Below are 14044 nucleotides of genomic sequence, written 5' to 3' on the forward strand. Positions count from 1 at the left end.
GACACCCCGCCTCAAGGAGAGACTTTCGACACACAACACATTCCGTATGGCTCCCATTGAGGGGAGCTGTCAACGCAGTTGACTGTGGGGTGGCTCTCACATCTTTTATATATTCTCTACCCTCCGTAGGGGCGATCATCGGTCGCCCACAGAGAAATAATAAATATGCGTTCGTACAGGACGGTGCCTCGACGTCCCTTTTTCCAATCACTCCGTGACACCCCGCCTCAAGGAGAGACTTTCGACACACAACACATTCCGTATGGCTCCCCTTGAGGGGAGCTGTCAACGTAGTTGACTGAGGGGTGGCTCTCTCATATCTTTTATCTCCCATCCCTCCGTAGGGGGCGACCAATGATCGCCCCTACATTGCTCACAACATCTCCGCAACGCCTATTTTCCCACGTAAAAAGCGGACAACCTTAGTTATCCGCTTTAAATATGTACACATTCAATTATTTAACATCAACCTTTTCACCGGCAAGAATTTTATTCATAGTTCTTGCGGCGCACATCTTACCGCACATTGAGCAAGTATGTTTTTCTTCCGGCGGCAATTCGTTATAATATCTCTGTGGTTTTTCAGGTTCAATAGCATATTGGAACATTTCATCCCAGCACACACGTCTTCTTGCGTCACTCATCTTGTTGTCAATATCTCTTGCACCCGGCACACCCTTAGCCATATCAGCGGCATGAGCGGCGATTTTAGCGGCCACAATACCCTCTTTAACGTCATCGGCATTAGGAAGTCTTAAATGTTCCGCAGGTGTTACATAGCATAGGAAGTCAGCACCGTTTGCCGCCGCAATAGCACCGCCTATTGCAGAAGTGATGTGGTCATATCCCGGTGCAATATCGGTTACAAGAGGTCCTAATACGTAGAACGGTGCATTATGGCAAAGACGTTTTTCAAGTTTCATATTTGCCGCAATCTCATCTATCGTCATATGTCCCGGACCTTCAACCATAACTTGTACATTCTTTTCCCAAGCACGTTTTGTCAAAATGCCAAGCTCGATAAGCTCTGTAATCTGTGACGCGTCTGTCGAATCATGTGTAGAACCCGGACGGCAAGCGTCACCAAGACTGATTGTTACATCATATTTTGCAAGTATGTCAAGCACCTTGTCATAATACTCATAAAACGGATTTTCATTGCCTGTCATTTCCATCCAAGCAAAAATCAACGAACCGCCTCTTGAAACGATATTTGTAAGACGGCCGCCCGATTCTTTAAATATTTGAGCAGTTCTGCGATTGATGCCTGCGTGAATTGTCATAAAGTCAACACCCTCTTTAGCGTGAGCCTCTATAACCTCCAAAAATTCATCAACCGTAATATCCGCAAGCTCTTTATCAAGATAACCAACCGCATCATACATTGGCACTGTACCGATCATAGCAGGGCATTCGTCAATAAGTTTCTGACGGAATTCGTGGGTTTTGCCGTAACAGCTAAGGTCCATAATAGCCTCAGCTTTCATATCAACAGCCATCTTAACCTTTTGCCATTCAATACTGTAATCCGTACAGTCCTTTGAAATTCCGAGATTTACATTTATCTTTGTTTTAAGACCTTCGCCGACACCTTCCGGACTTATAGCCTTGTGCATTTTGTTTGCAGGAATTGCAACACTGCCTCTTGCAACTCTTTCACGAAGTTCCTCTGCGGTTATATTTTCTTTTTTAGCCACTATTTCCATCTCAGGTGTTATAATACCCTTTTTAGCGGCATCCATTTGTGTTGTATAATTCATATATATCTCCTCTTTCTTTTTATTGAGCATAAAAAAATGCTCTCAAAAAGAGAGCCGTTTCCAAAATCCCGTTACGGCATTACCCGCATACGGTCAATGGGTCGAAGTCAAACTTCCTCTCAGCCGAAAAGCTCCCCTTTTATGTGGATATTATATACTAATACTCACTCACTGTCAAGGTAATATAACGCAAATGTTAATTAAATTTAGTAGACTAAAAATTCAATATGTGGTATATTATAATATAGTAACTGATAGGAGAAAGTTTTATGAAAACGATAAAAGACATATTTTCAAAAATCATAAAATTTATATTAAAAATTACCGGTGATGATTTGAGCATATACGCCGCCCAGGCATCTTTTTTTATTATAATTTCGGTTATACCGTTCAGTATGCTTGTACTTTCAATAATCAAACTGTTCATCAATATAGACATAAACTCAATATTGCACACAATAAATTCATTTGCCCCTGCGGCAATCAGCACGTTTCTTACGGAAACAATAACCGATTTATTCACCAAAAGCGGCTCGGTGCAAGTCATTTCCGTGACAGCCGTATCAACACTTTGGCTTGCGTCAAGGGGTGTTATGGCACTGTATACGGGACTTAACAAAGTCTACCGTTCACGCAACAAAAACTACTTTATCGGCAGACTTATTTCTATATTATATACGCTTGCATTTATTGCGGCACTTATCTTGACGATTGTGTTTTTCGGTTTCGGAAGCAAGCTCGAATACTTTATCAATTCACATTCGCCGTTTTTCTCGACATTGCTCGACTTCTTTTTAAGAGGCAAGATACTTATATTTATGATTTATCTTACCTTTGTATTCGCACTGTTCTACAAGTTTCTGCCCAAAAAGGACAATCGCTTTAAGGCACAGCTTCCCGGTGCGGCATTTTCGGCGGTCGGCTGGATGGTGTTCTCATTCTTCTATTCAATATATATAGAACACTTTTCAAATTATTCATTCGTTTACGGTTCACTTGCCGCAATCGTATTTTTAATGCTTTGGCTTTATTTTTGTATGAACATATTCCTGTTCGGTGCACAGATAAATAAAATGATTGAGGACGGTTTTTTTCAAAAATAACTCTATCCGTTTTATCATTTTTATGATATAATTACAATATACTTTATATAGGGGGGTTAACGTATGACATTTGACACAATCGCATTTACGCAGGACGAGCTTGACAATGCGTTAAACTTATGCTGTACGTCAATCGGGCTTTGCGATAATGACTTTATATTACCGCAAATAGCCGGTGTAACATACATATCAATAGGCGAAATATCCGCAAAAGCAAAATTCAAAAAAGACGATATGAAAAAGCACAACATAAATTGTATCGGATTTGTACCGCAATTTGCACCACAGATATGCGAACATTCTACTTCGGTTTCTTCCTATATAACATCATATATAACATCATATCAATATGAATATGAGTACGAATACATAACAAGCTATCCATCATCTTACACCACCTCGGCACAATCATCATTTGCCACAAGCTTTGTAACAGGCAGTGGGTGTGTATATATAAACGGTTACGGAATTAATCTCATATAGGTGGCAATATGGACGCAATACATATAAATTGGACAAAGCCTTTCATAAACAGGTTTAACGTGCCTTATGAAGTCGAAGATTTTGAAATACTCACAACAATTCTTTCCGCATTGAAATGGCGTGAAAAAAACGGTAATATAAAAATGGTTACCGATTCCATAGGTGCACAATATTATAAAAAAACAGGTCTTGACGTTATTTGGAACAGTGTTGAAAATATTCTTGACAATGTCGATGTCAACAGCAATGTTTTTTGGGCGGCAGGCAAAATATTTGCCCTAAAGGAGCAAAACGCACCTGTTGCAATGATTGACACGGATTTTGTCGTGTGGGAGAAAATAGACGAAGAAAAACTCGCCGACGTGTCGGTTATCCACTTTGAAAATCTCTATCCGGACGTTTATCCCCCAAAAGACTTCTTTCATATGGATAACTATGAATTTGACAATGATTTTGATTGGAACATAAAAGCGTGTAACACCGCATTTTGTGTAATAAAAAACGAACAACTGCTCCGTTATTATACGGATAAATCAATCGAATTTATGCGTCATACAAACGAACAAAACGACAGACTTGCATATATGGTGTTTGCGGAACAGCGTATGTTGCCCATGTGTGCAAAAAAGCTCAATATGAGCATTATGTCATTTTCGGACTTGAACAGACTTTTTAAAAACGGCGACAATATGTTTACTCATACATGGGGTATGAAACAGCAAATGCGTGACAATGCTTTTTTAAGAGCCGATTTTTGCAGACGATGTATTAAACGAATTATCAAAGATTTTCCCGAAATGAAAAATATTATTATGAATATAGAAAATCTGAAACAGTATTTTTAAAATACTGTTTTTTTGTGCATACTATTAATATATTTACTATCCCAAAGAACGGAGATTATTATGGAATTTATAAAAATTATACTTACATCAGTCGGCTCAATCATCGCATTGTTTTTCTCAACAAAAATAATCGGCAACAAGCAAATGTCGGAATTGAGTATGTTCGACTATATAAACGGTATAACCATCGGCTCTATCGCCGCCGAAATGGCAACTTCGCTTGACGGCAAGTTTTACTATCCCCTTACTGCGATAGTGATTTATACCGTCATTATGTGGTTTATATCATATCTTACCGAAAAAAATATTAAACTAAGACGTTTCTTTACGGGACGGTCAATAATTTTAATGCAGGGCGGTAAAATATATCAGAAAAATTTTAAGACTTCAAAAATAGATATAAACGATTTCCTTGTACAATGCAGAATAAACGGTTTTTTCACATTAGATGATGTCGATACCGCAATACTTGAACAAAACGGTAAAATATCGTTTTTGCCCAAAGTGCAGGCTCGCCCTGTTAATGTGCAGGATATGAACATCACAGCAAAACAAGAAAAGCTGTCCTTTACAGTTGTTCTTGACGGACATATTATGGAGGAAAATTTAAAATTCAGCGGTAATAATAAAAAGTGGCTTGAAAACGAATTGCAAAAACAAAAAATCGGTAATGTGAAAGATGTGTTCATCGCACTTTGCGACGATAATAATACATTGTCGGTTTATAAAAAAACAGACGATTCACCAAAGAATGACCCGTTTCAGTAATGAGGAGTTGTTACGAACGACGTAGGGGCGATTATTGGTCGCACATTAACGGCGTAGGGGCGATCATCGGTCGCACATTAACAACGTAGGGGCGAGCATTGGTCGCACATTAACAACGTAGGGGCGAGCATTGGTCGCACATTAACAACGGTAGGGGCGATCATCGGTCGCACATTAACGATGTAGCGGCGATCATCGGTCGCACATTAACGGCGTAGGGGTGATCATTGGTCGCACATTAACGGCGTAGGGGCAATCATTCGTCGCACATTAACAACGGTAGGGGCGAGCATTGGTCGCACATTAACGGCGTAGGGGCGAGCATTGGTCGCACATTTTAAAATAGAGAATAAACAAGAAAACCGACCCTCAGTCGGCATAGCCGACAGCTCCCCTCTATGGGAGCCTTTGGATTGGCTGTTATTCAAAAGCCTCTCCTTGAGGAGAGGGGGACCGCTTGCGGTGGAGTGATGGTAAGGGATACGGGACGTCGAGGTACCGCCCCTACTTTTAATATCTATCTTACGGGCGACCGATGATCGCCCCTACGAAGCACATGTAAAGTACATTTCGCAAACAATCAATACAAAAAAGGTGTTTCCGATTGGAAACACCTTTTAAAATTCAAAATATTATAATTAGCAAACGCCCTGAGCCATCATAGCGTCAGCAACCTTCATAAATCCGGCAATATTAGCACCGGCAACAAGGTTAGTCTTTCCGCCGATTTCGCAGTTATATTCCTTAGCTGCAGCAACAGAATTCTTGTAAATTGTAATCATAATGTTATGTAGCTTTTCATCAACTTCTTCAAATGTCCATGAAAGTCTTTGTGAGTTCTGGCTCATTTCAAGAGCTGAAGTAGCAACACCACCGGCATTTGATGCTTTACCAGGAGCAAAGTAAACGCCGTTTTCTTGTAGATATTGTGTAGCCTCAAGAGTTGTAGGCATATTAGCACCTTCTGCAACGATCATTGTACCGTTTGCAACAAGAGCCTTAGCGTCGTCAATAAGCAATTCGTTTTGTGTAGCACATGGAAGAGCAACATCAACCTTAACTGCTTGCCATAGACCTGCACCTTCAACATACTTAGCATTTGGTCTGTAGTTAAGATAATCCTTAATTCTGCCTCTCTTAACTTCCTTGATTTCCTTAACTGCTGCAAGGTCGATACCTTCTTCATCAACAACGTAACCGTTTGAGTCAGAAACAGTGATAACCTTTGCACCAAGCTGCTGTGCCTTTTCACAAGCATAAATAGCAACGTTACCTGCACCTGAAATAGCAACTGTCTTACCGTTAAAGTCAGTACCCAAATCCTTAAGCATTTCCTGAGCGTAGTATACAAGACCGTAGCCTGTAGCCTGAGTTCTTGCAAGTGAACCGCCCCAAGTTAAACCTTTACCTGTAAGAACGCCTTCATATACGTCCTTTAATCTCTTATATTGACCGAACATAAATCCGATTTCTCTTGCACCTGTACCGATATCACCGGCAGGAACGTCTGTATCAGCACCGATATGTCTGAAAAGCTCTGTCATAAAGCTCTGGCAGAATGCCATAACTTCTCTGTCTGACTTACCCTTAGGATCGAAGTCACTACCGCCTTTACCACCGCCGATTGGAAGTGTTGTAAGTGAGTTCTTGAAAATCTGTTCAAAACCAAGGAACTTGATAATACCAAGGTTTACTGATGGGTGAAGTCTTAGACCGCCCTTGTATGGACCAATAGCACTGTTGAACTGTACTCTGAAACCTCTGTTTACCTGTACCTTACCGTTGTCGTCAACCCAAGGAACACGGAACATAATCTGTCTCTCAGGCTCTACTATTCTCTCAAGCAATGAAGCCTTCTCGAATTCAGGATGCTTCTCAAATACAGGTTCAAGTGATGTTAGAACCTCTGTTGCCGCCTGTATAAATTCAGGCTCGCTTGCGTTTTTCTCTTTTAACTTTGCTAGTACGTCTTGTGCGTATGACATAGTTAAACCTCCTCTAAAAATTAATTTTTTTCTCATCAGAGTGTACAATGTTTGCTATGGTTCACTCTGTTGTGCCAATCTAACATATATTTTAGCATTATTTTTATGATTATGCAACAAAAAATTTGAATTTTTTTCAAAAAAATATTGATGTTTTTCGAATATGGCTTAACTATGCCGTTGTTAGTTTTGCGTAACTTTTTATTTCTTTCAAAAATTCATATATTCGATATACAATTTTTCAAAATCTTCACTGTTTCCGAGTGAAATTTCGGAACTGATTTCCTTTATACAACCGATTCTTTCATCGCCGTCCTGCCTTTCGGCATACTTGACGCAACCGCCGAGCGAGCTGTTACCGATAACTTTCGTCTTACCCAAAAACTCACGCGGCAATATTCCGATATTGCAAGCCTTTTCAATCGAAAGACCGTAACCGAAACCGCCGGCAAGATACACCGTATCAATTTGTGAAAGCTCTGTTCCCCACGACTTCGCAAGCACATCAATACCGGCTCTCACCGCCGATTTTGCCATTTGCACCTGACGAATATCATTTTGTGTAAACACAACATCCTCCGCGACCTTATAACCGTTTATAAAATAGTCGTCATTTAAAAGACCCGTTTTATCAATTATTTTTTCGTCAAGCAATTCCGAAACCAACTCAATTATACCCGTTCCGCAAAGACCGACAGGCGGTTTATCCGCGATAGTTTTTAGTGTCCCCACTTTTAAATCAACACCGCATACCGCACCGTCAACCGAACCTATTCCGCACGAAATTCTTCCGCCCTCAAAAGCAGGTCCTGCGGCAGTAGACGTAACAATCATTTTATCCTTATTGCCCAACGCCATTTCACCGTTTGTACCCAGGTCAATAAACATATTAACCTTATCCGATTTATCAAAATCACTCATATAAAGTCCGCTCACTATATCGCCGCCCACAAACGCAGATATACCGCCGTATATAACGGTTTCAATCGGCGAAACCTTACTTTTTGTAACTTTATCAAGCGTAGTTTTTAGTGTCCCCAAGTGTTTTGATTTAAAAGGATATTCACCGAGTGTACCGCAAGAATATCCCATAAGCAGATGTACCATTGTTGTATTGCCCGCGATAACAACTTTTTTAGTGTCCCCAAATTCTTCGGTCACTTTTTTATATCCGCTTATAATCGTATAACGCATAACAGCCGAAAGCTCGTCCAACCTTCCTCTGTTTGCCGACTCGATTCTTGAAAGAACATCCAGTCCGAAACGTCTTTGAGGATTAATTGTTCTGTATGTTTTTAGTGTCCCCTTATCCGTCACAAGTTCAAAAGCAACAGTAGTTGTACCTATATCAATACAGACTGCACTGTCACCATCTTTAAAATTCGGTTTATACTCATAACTCGACAGCACTTCAAATCTGTCGTTTTTTATATTACTTCTTCTCGGGCAGTCAAAATTAGAACACTTTGAACAGTCGTGCTGTGCGTTAAATACCTTTTCATCAGTAGTAAATTCAAGTATGTAGCCAAAAGTTTTTACGGGTTCAAACATAAAACCGCTTGTCATTTTTATTCCGTCAACGCCTGTTTTCGCGACAATAACGGATTGTTGAGAAAGCGGAAAATCTTTCGGTGCATCAAGACGTTTTTTAACACCCCAAGACTTTTTTGCACACAAAAGCTTTATATTTTCGGCAAGCACATCGTCCATCATAAAAAGATACTCGTCCGCCATTGCGTCAACAAGTATACCTTTCATACCCTCACCGTTATCAAAAAAACTTTTTGATATTCCGCTAATTTTTTCACCGACCGTAAGTATGCAATATGCTTTCATATCCTCCGTTACGGCAACTGCACGCGGGGACAGTAAATTCATCACCGTTTCTTCAAGCTCGTCAAAATAAGAAGAAACAGTTTCATACACACTGCTCCCCTCAAAACACCCCAAAGTTTTTAATACTTTATCTTTATCTATTTTTATCGAAAAATCTTTAATCTCTATTCTATTCATATCATACTACCCCTCATTTATAAAAACAGCGGTACTTTTCACCGTACCGCTGATGATTAATAAAATTTACCGTTTGCCCTGTCAAACACCTGTTGAGTTCCGGCAGAGTATTCTCTGTTCATACGTTTTAACGGACTGTATGTATTGCCGGTAAAGAAATTCACACCGTACACCGTACTGAATGAAATCTTATAACCAAGCTGACTTTTAACCGCATTATCGAGTGTTGTCGTATAATATCCGTACGGCCACGAAATACTTGTCACATCTTTTCCGGTAACTTCTTTCAAAATTTCTCCGTTACTCTGAATATCAGCGAGTATATCGCCGTAAGCGTTTGTATTGTTGTAAATCGCCTTTAACTGTTCCTTAGGCATACTGTGAATACCGTTTGTGTGATTGCCTATTTCGACAAGTCCGCTGTTCGCCATTTCATATGTTTCATCAGACGTCAAATAACCGTAACGGTCTATGTATGAGCCAATCAAAAACATTGTAGCCTTTGCGTCATTTTTCTTTAATACCGGAAATACCTCCGTATAGAAGTTTGAGTATCCGTCATCAAATGTCAAAAGCAATATTTTTCTGTTGTCAATATCAGCCATATTCGCCGTTGCGAGTTCTGTCGCGGTCATCGGTATATATCCGCAGCTTTTAAAGTATTGTATATCCGCATCAAGCTGCTCGGGTGATATTGTATAGTCATTCCAACGTGACGAATCAGTTGTCACACTGTGATACATCAGTGCCGCAACCTTTGCCGCCGCACTTGCCGACACATTACCCATTGAAAAAAGCGTTATAAGCACCGCCATAACGGCAATTATCTTTTTCATTACTATCGTAAAATCCTTTCCTCCTGCACCGTAAAAATGCGGTGTATAATTTTTACTTCTATCTTGCCTATTGTACTATACAACATCGTTTCTGTCAAGCCAAAGTATATGAGCTGTCGATATTTTGTCGACAGCTCATAAAATCACATCTTGCAATGTATTTTTTGAGTATTTTCAGAGAAAAAATCTAAATTGGCATTATTTTCTCTTGAAAAACATTTTATTCGGCAATGCAAACACAAGTACAATCCCCACCGCAATCGCTACGGCAACTTTTATTGTATCAACGCCTGTGTACATTGCTTTCATATAGTCCGACGATATTATGTTATAAACAGTGTTATACATACCCGCACCGGGTACAAGCGATATTATTCCCGAAATCAAATAAACCGTAACGGGCATACGTCTTACGTTCGCCAAAATTCGTGACAATACCGTCACGGCAATCGACGCGACAAATATAGCAAGTGCCGTTTCGTCGCTTATTCTAAGTGTAAACAAATACACCCCCTCTGCGACTAAACCTGCGATTCCGCAAAATATCAATTCACTTCGGCTCACGTTAAATATCACTGCAAAAGCCATTGTCGCCGCAAAAGCGACAAACATTTCAAGAAAAATCATCCCATAATACCTCCCGTCATATGACCGAAAATGTACATAACACTGCCCGCACCTGTGGCAAGTGCAATCGCCACAACTACCGCATCAAACAATCTCGCACCGCCCGAAAGATAATCTCCGGCAATAATATCACGAATTGCATTAGTTATTGCCAAACCTGGTACAAGCGGCATAATAGCTCCCGTTATCATAGGATTAATATTTTTTCCCAAACCTATTGCATAAAAGAGTAATATCAGCAACGCAATAACAACTCCGCCCGAAAATGTTATAATAAACTCCGCCGTGTGATGTTTTCTCAAAAACCATATAAAAACATTGATAACCGCACCGACCACAAACGAATTAAGTCCGTCAAACGCATTACCGCCAAACAACAACGTAAAAAATCCACAGCAAAACGCTACCGCAACAGTTTTCACCCATAACGAATAAGGTTTCTGTTCCATTATATATTCAAAGCGTTTTAAAGCTTCTTCAAAGTCGATTTTATCATCAGCAATATCTCGTGACATCATATTAATTTTCGATACTTTATCAAGGTTTATAGTCCGTCTGCGAACTCTGACCGTTTTTGTAACATCGCCGACAGTGACAAACAGTCCTGTCATTACGACCAAAACCTCACTTTTACCGTCATAAAAGTGCCGTATTATCCTCTCAACCGTATCTTCGACACGACTCGTTTCCGCACCGCTTTCAAGCAAACCTCTGCCGACATCCGCCGCAAATGTCACAAGTTCATTTATCTGCATATTCTCATCTCCTCACACAATATGCAGACAACGCCAAAACTTATATATCCTTTACCGAATGAACCTTTAATACAAAAAGTATTGACGCTCCTACACTTATAAGTATTGTTCCCACTATAACCATAATATTTACCTCCGTTTTTGTCAAGGCGATCTTAGAAAATTTCTCGTTTTTTACCCTCAAAACCCCAACTTCACTTTGACAATTTAGCTTTGTTATGATTATATTATAACAACTACAATGTCCGAAAAACCGTACACAAAAAGATGGCATTTTCATGCCATCTTTTGAATAGTGAACAAATTTTAAATACTGAATTATTCAGCAAACATAGGAGTTGACAAATATCTTTCACCTGTATCAGGCAAAAGAGCTACGATTGTCTTACCCTTGTTTTCAGGGCGTTTGGCAAGCTCTGTAGCTGCCCAAACAGCTGCACCTGATGAAATACCTACAAGTACACCTTCACTGCGGGCAATATCTCTGCCTGTCTTGAATGCGTCTTCGTTTTCAACAGTAATGATTTCGTCATAAACCTTTGTATCAAGAGTTTCAGGAACGAAACCTGCACCGATACCTTGAATTTTGTGCGCACCTGCTTTGCCTTGTGACAATACCGGTGAGCCTGCAGGCTCAACTGCAACAACCTTGACGTCAGGGTTTTGTGACTTTAGATACTGACCTACACCGGTAACTGTACCGCCTGTACCTACGCCGGCAACAAATATATCAACTTTACCGTCTGTATCTGCCCAGATTTCAGGGCCTGTTGTTGCTCTGTGATAAGCAGGGTTTGCAGGGTTTGTGAACTGGCTTGGGATAAAGCTGTTTTCTGTTGTTTCAGCAAGTTCCTTAGCCTTTTCAATAGCACCTTTCATACCCTTTGCACCGTCTGTCAAAACAAGTTCGGCACCGTATGCTTTTAATAGATTACGTCTTTCAATACTCATCGTTTCAGGCATTGTGATTATAATTTTATAACCTCTTGCAGCGGCAACCGACGCAAGACCGATACCTGTATTACCTGATGTTGGCTCGATGATAACAGAACCTTCCTTTAACTTACCCTCTTGTTCAGCCTCATCAACCATTGCCTTTGCGATTCTGTCTTTTACCGAACCGGCAGGGTTAAAGTATTCAAGTTTACCAAGAACGGTTGCTTCAAGGTTATTCTTCTTTTCATAGTTTGCAAGTTCCAATAGCGGTGTACCACCGATAAGATCTGTAATTTTCTGATATATCTTTGACATTTTAATTCCTTCTTTCTGACTTTTAACACAATTTACTTAAAATTAGTCAACGGCGTTGAATGCGTCGTCAAGAGCTGCAATAAGGTCATCAATATTTTCTGTACCGATTGATAGTCTTATTGTATTTGGCTTAATACCCTGTTCTGCAAGTTCCTGTTCATTGCACTGTGAATGAGTAGTTGTAGCCGGGTGAATTACAAGTGACTTAGAGTCTGCAACATTTGCAAGAAGCGAGAAGATTTCAAGGTTATCGATAAACTTGTGAGCCTCTTCAACTCCGCCCTTGATTTCAAATGTAAAGATACTTCCGCCGCCGTTTGGAAGATACTTCTTGTATAGTTCGTGGCTTGGCTCTGTAGGTAGTGACGGATGATGAACAGCCTCTACCTTTGGATGCTTGTTTAGGTAATCAACAATCTTTAGAGCGTTTTCAACGTGACGTTCAACTCTTAGTGATAGAGTTTCAAGACCCTGTAAGAAGATGAATGCATGGAACGGTGAAAGTGTAGCACCTGTGTCACGAAGCAGGATAGCTCTGATATATGTTACGAATGCGGCAGCTCCTACATCATTTGCAAAGCTGATACCGTGATATGATGCGTTAGGCTCTACAAGGTGAGGGAACTTACCCGACTTAGCCCAGTCAAAGTTACCGCTGTCAACGATTACACCACCGATTGCAGTACCGTGACCGCCGATAAACTTAGTTGCACTGTGAACAACGATGTCCGCACCGTATTCGATTGGTCTTACAAGATAAGGTGTAGCGAATGTTGAGTCAACTACAAGCGGAATGTTATGTGCGTGAGCAATCTTTGCAACTTCTTCAATATCAATTAGGTTTGAATTTGGGTTACCAAGTGTTTCAATGAAGATTGCCTTTGTGTTATCCTGAATAGCAGCTTCAAATGCACCGTCAACTTCAGGGTCAACGAATGTTGTTGTAACACCGAATTCAGGGAATGTATGTTCAAGATAGTTGTATGTTCCGCCGTAAATTGTCTTTGCGGCTACGATGTGATCGCCTTGCTTAGCAAGTGTTTGGAATGTATAAGCAAGAGCTGCCGCACCCGATGCAACTGCCAATGCTGCAACACCGCCTTCAAGGGCTGCTATTCTCTGTTCAAAAATATCTTCTGTAGGGTTTGTAAGTCTGCCGTAGATGTTACCTGCATCTCTCAAACCGAAACGGTCAGCTGCGTGCTGTGAGTTGTGGAATACGAATGATGTTGATGCATAAATCGGAACAGCTCTTGAATCTGTAACAGGATCTGCTTGTTCCTGACCAACGTGTAATTGCTTTGTTTCAAATCTCCAATTCTTATTTGACATAATTTTGTACCTCTTTCTTTCTCAATTTTTATATTTATGTGTATTGTTCTTTCTTATTGAATTAGTTACAGCAACAGCAACACATTCGTCCGTTCTGTACATACTTTAGATTTTGTGTTATCATATCGCATTTTCCTTTCTTCTCTTTTCCTATGGAATTACTATGATTTGTATTATAGCACATTTTTCCGATTTGTCAATACCTTTTTGAAAAATTTTTTATAAAAAATAAATATCCGCTAAAATTCTTCGATTTTATGCGGATATTTACCTCTGAAATATTATC

General features: G+C 40.1%; 12 protein-coding genes and 1 riboswitch. Of the genes, 4 read left to right on the top strand and 8 right to left on the bottom strand.

What is annotated here, in order from left to right:
* Nucleotides 1–455 precede the first annotated feature (455 nt).
* On the bottom strand, nucleotides 456–1760 hold the full coding sequence (thiC, locus tag ACLTU0_RS03405) for a phosphomethylpyrimidine synthase ThiC (protein ID WP_412276303.1): 1305 nt from the start codon (nucleotides 1758–1760) through the stop codon (nucleotides 456–458).
* 48 nt (nucleotides 1761–1808) lie between these two features.
* A riboswitch (TPP riboswitch) is annotated at nucleotides 1809–1908 on the bottom strand.
* Nucleotides 1909–2029: 121 nt separating this feature from the next.
* On the opposite strand from thiC, the gene ACLTU0_RS03410 reads away from it, so the two are divergent.
* The 4 genes from ACLTU0_RS03410 (at nucleotide 2030) to ACLTU0_RS03425 (ending at nucleotide 4959) form a co-directional block, all read left to right on the top strand.
* Nucleotides 2030–2863, top strand: coding sequence for a YihY/virulence factor BrkB family protein (locus ACLTU0_RS03410; protein WP_022229749.1), 834 nt, complete (start codon nucleotides 2030–2032; stop codon nucleotides 2861–2863).
* A gap of 63 nt (nucleotides 2864–2926) precedes the next feature.
* A complete protein-coding gene (locus ACLTU0_RS03415; RefSeq protein WP_412321404.1) occupies nucleotides 2927–3346 on the top strand; it encodes a hypothetical protein in 420 nt (139 codons plus the stop codon).
* A gap of 8 nt (nucleotides 3347–3354) precedes the next feature.
* Nucleotides 3355–4191 carry a DUF6734 family protein gene (locus ACLTU0_RS03420; RefSeq protein ID WP_412321405.1) on the top strand — a complete coding sequence of 279 codons (837 nt, stop codon included), beginning with the start codon at nucleotides 3355–3357 and terminating at the stop codon, nucleotides 4189–4191.
* Nucleotides 4192–4251: 60 nt separating this feature from the next.
* Nucleotides 4252–4959 carry a DUF421 domain-containing protein gene (locus ACLTU0_RS03425; protein WP_022229746.1) on the top strand — a complete coding sequence of 236 codons (708 nt, stop codon included), beginning with the start codon at nucleotides 4252–4254 and terminating at the stop codon, nucleotides 4957–4959.
* 638 nt (nucleotides 4960–5597) lie between these two features.
* Here the strand turns inward: ACLTU0_RS03425 and gdhA are convergent.
* From gdhA to ACLTU0_RS03460, 7 genes are all read right to left on the bottom strand, one after another.
* Nucleotides 5598–6944: an NADP-specific glutamate dehydrogenase gene (gene gdhA / locus ACLTU0_RS03430; RefSeq protein WP_022229745.1), complete on the bottom strand. Its 1347-nt coding sequence runs from the start codon at nucleotides 6942–6944 to the stop codon at nucleotides 5598–5600.
* Nucleotides 6945–7154: 210 nt separating this feature from the next.
* Nucleotides 7155–8957 (bottom strand): ASKHA domain-containing protein, encoded by a 1803-nt coding sequence (locus ACLTU0_RS03435; RefSeq protein ID WP_412321406.1) that lies wholly within the window; start codon nucleotides 8955–8957, stop codon nucleotides 7155–7157.
* Nucleotides 8958–9013: 56 nt separating this feature from the next.
* Nucleotides 9014–9793, bottom strand: coding sequence for a polysaccharide deacetylase family protein (locus ACLTU0_RS03440; protein WP_412321407.1), 780 nt, complete (start codon nucleotides 9791–9793; stop codon nucleotides 9014–9016).
* A 198-nt stretch (nucleotides 9794–9991) separates the two neighbouring features.
* Nucleotides 9992–10420 (bottom strand): threonine/serine exporter family protein, encoded by a 429-nt coding sequence (locus tag ACLTU0_RS03445; RefSeq protein WP_117967829.1) that lies wholly within the window; start codon nucleotides 10418–10420, stop codon nucleotides 9992–9994.
* Complete coding sequence (locus tag ACLTU0_RS03450; RefSeq protein ID WP_412321408.1) at nucleotides 10417–11175, bottom strand: threonine/serine exporter family protein; 759 nt, start codon at nucleotides 11173–11175, stop codon at nucleotides 10417–10419. The genes ACLTU0_RS03445 and ACLTU0_RS03450 overlap by 4 nt, the downstream gene beginning before the upstream one ends.
* Before the next feature lie 318 nt (nucleotides 11176–11493).
* On the bottom strand, nucleotides 11494–12426 hold the full coding sequence (gene cysK / locus ACLTU0_RS03455; RefSeq protein WP_022229740.1) for a cysteine synthase A: 933 nt from the start codon (nucleotides 12424–12426) through the stop codon (nucleotides 11494–11496).
* Between the two features lie 42 nt (nucleotides 12427–12468).
* Nucleotides 12469–13758 (bottom strand): O-acetylhomoserine aminocarboxypropyltransferase/cysteine synthase family protein, encoded by a 1290-nt coding sequence (locus ACLTU0_RS03460; protein WP_412321409.1) that lies wholly within the window; start codon nucleotides 13756–13758, stop codon nucleotides 12469–12471.
* Nucleotides 13759–14044 lie beyond the last annotated feature (286 nt).

It is taken from the genome of Hominilimicola sp. (assembly GCF_046972485.1).
Lineage (GTDB): Bacteria > Bacillota > Clostridia > UBA1381 > UBA1381 > Hominilimicola > Hominilimicola fabiformis.

What these genes read in the sequence shown, in the direction of transcription:
- ACLTU0_RS03440 (WP_412321407.1), bottom strand. Translation starts at nt 9,793, where the DNA reads ATGAAAAAGATAATTGCCGTTATGGCGGTGCTTATAACGCTTTTTTCA.
- thiC (WP_412276303.1), bottom strand. Translation starts at nt 1,760, where the DNA reads ATGAATTATACAACACAAATGGATGCCGCTAAAAAGGGTATTATAACA.
- ACLTU0_RS03445 (WP_117967829.1), bottom strand. Translation starts at nt 10,420, where the DNA reads ATGATTTTTCTTGAAATGTTTGTCGCTTTTGCGGCGACAATGGCTTTT.
- ACLTU0_RS03435 (WP_412321406.1), bottom strand. Translation starts at nt 8,957, where the DNA reads ATGAATAGAATAGAGATTAAAGATTTTTCGATAAAAATAGATAAAGAT.
- ACLTU0_RS03450 (WP_412321408.1), bottom strand. Translation starts at nt 11,175, where the DNA reads ATGCAGATAAATGAACTTGTGACATTTGCGGCGGATGTCGGCAGAGGT.
- ACLTU0_RS03410 (WP_022229749.1), top strand. Translation starts at nt 2,030, where the DNA reads ATGAAAACGATAAAAGACATATTTTCAAAAATCATAAAATTTATATTA.
- cysK (WP_022229740.1), bottom strand. Translation starts at nt 12,426, where the DNA reads ATGTCAAAGATATATCAGAAAATTACAGATCTTATCGGTGGTACACCG.
- ACLTU0_RS03415 (WP_412321404.1), top strand. Translation starts at nt 2,927, where the DNA reads ATGACATTTGACACAATCGCATTTACGCAGGACGAGCTTGACAATGCG.
- ACLTU0_RS03425 (WP_022229746.1), top strand. Translation starts at nt 4,252, where the DNA reads ATGGAATTTATAAAAATTATACTTACATCAGTCGGCTCAATCATCGCA.
- ACLTU0_RS03420 (WP_412321405.1), top strand. Translation starts at nt 3,355, where the DNA reads ATGGACGCAATACATATAAATTGGACAAAGCCTTTCATAAACAGGTTT.
- ACLTU0_RS03460 (WP_412321409.1), bottom strand. Translation starts at nt 13,758, where the DNA reads ATGTCAAATAAGAATTGGAGATTTGAAACAAAGCAATTACACGTTGGT.
- gdhA (WP_022229745.1), bottom strand. Translation starts at nt 6,944, where the DNA reads ATGTCATACGCACAAGACGTACTAGCAAAGTTAAAAGAGAAAAACGCA.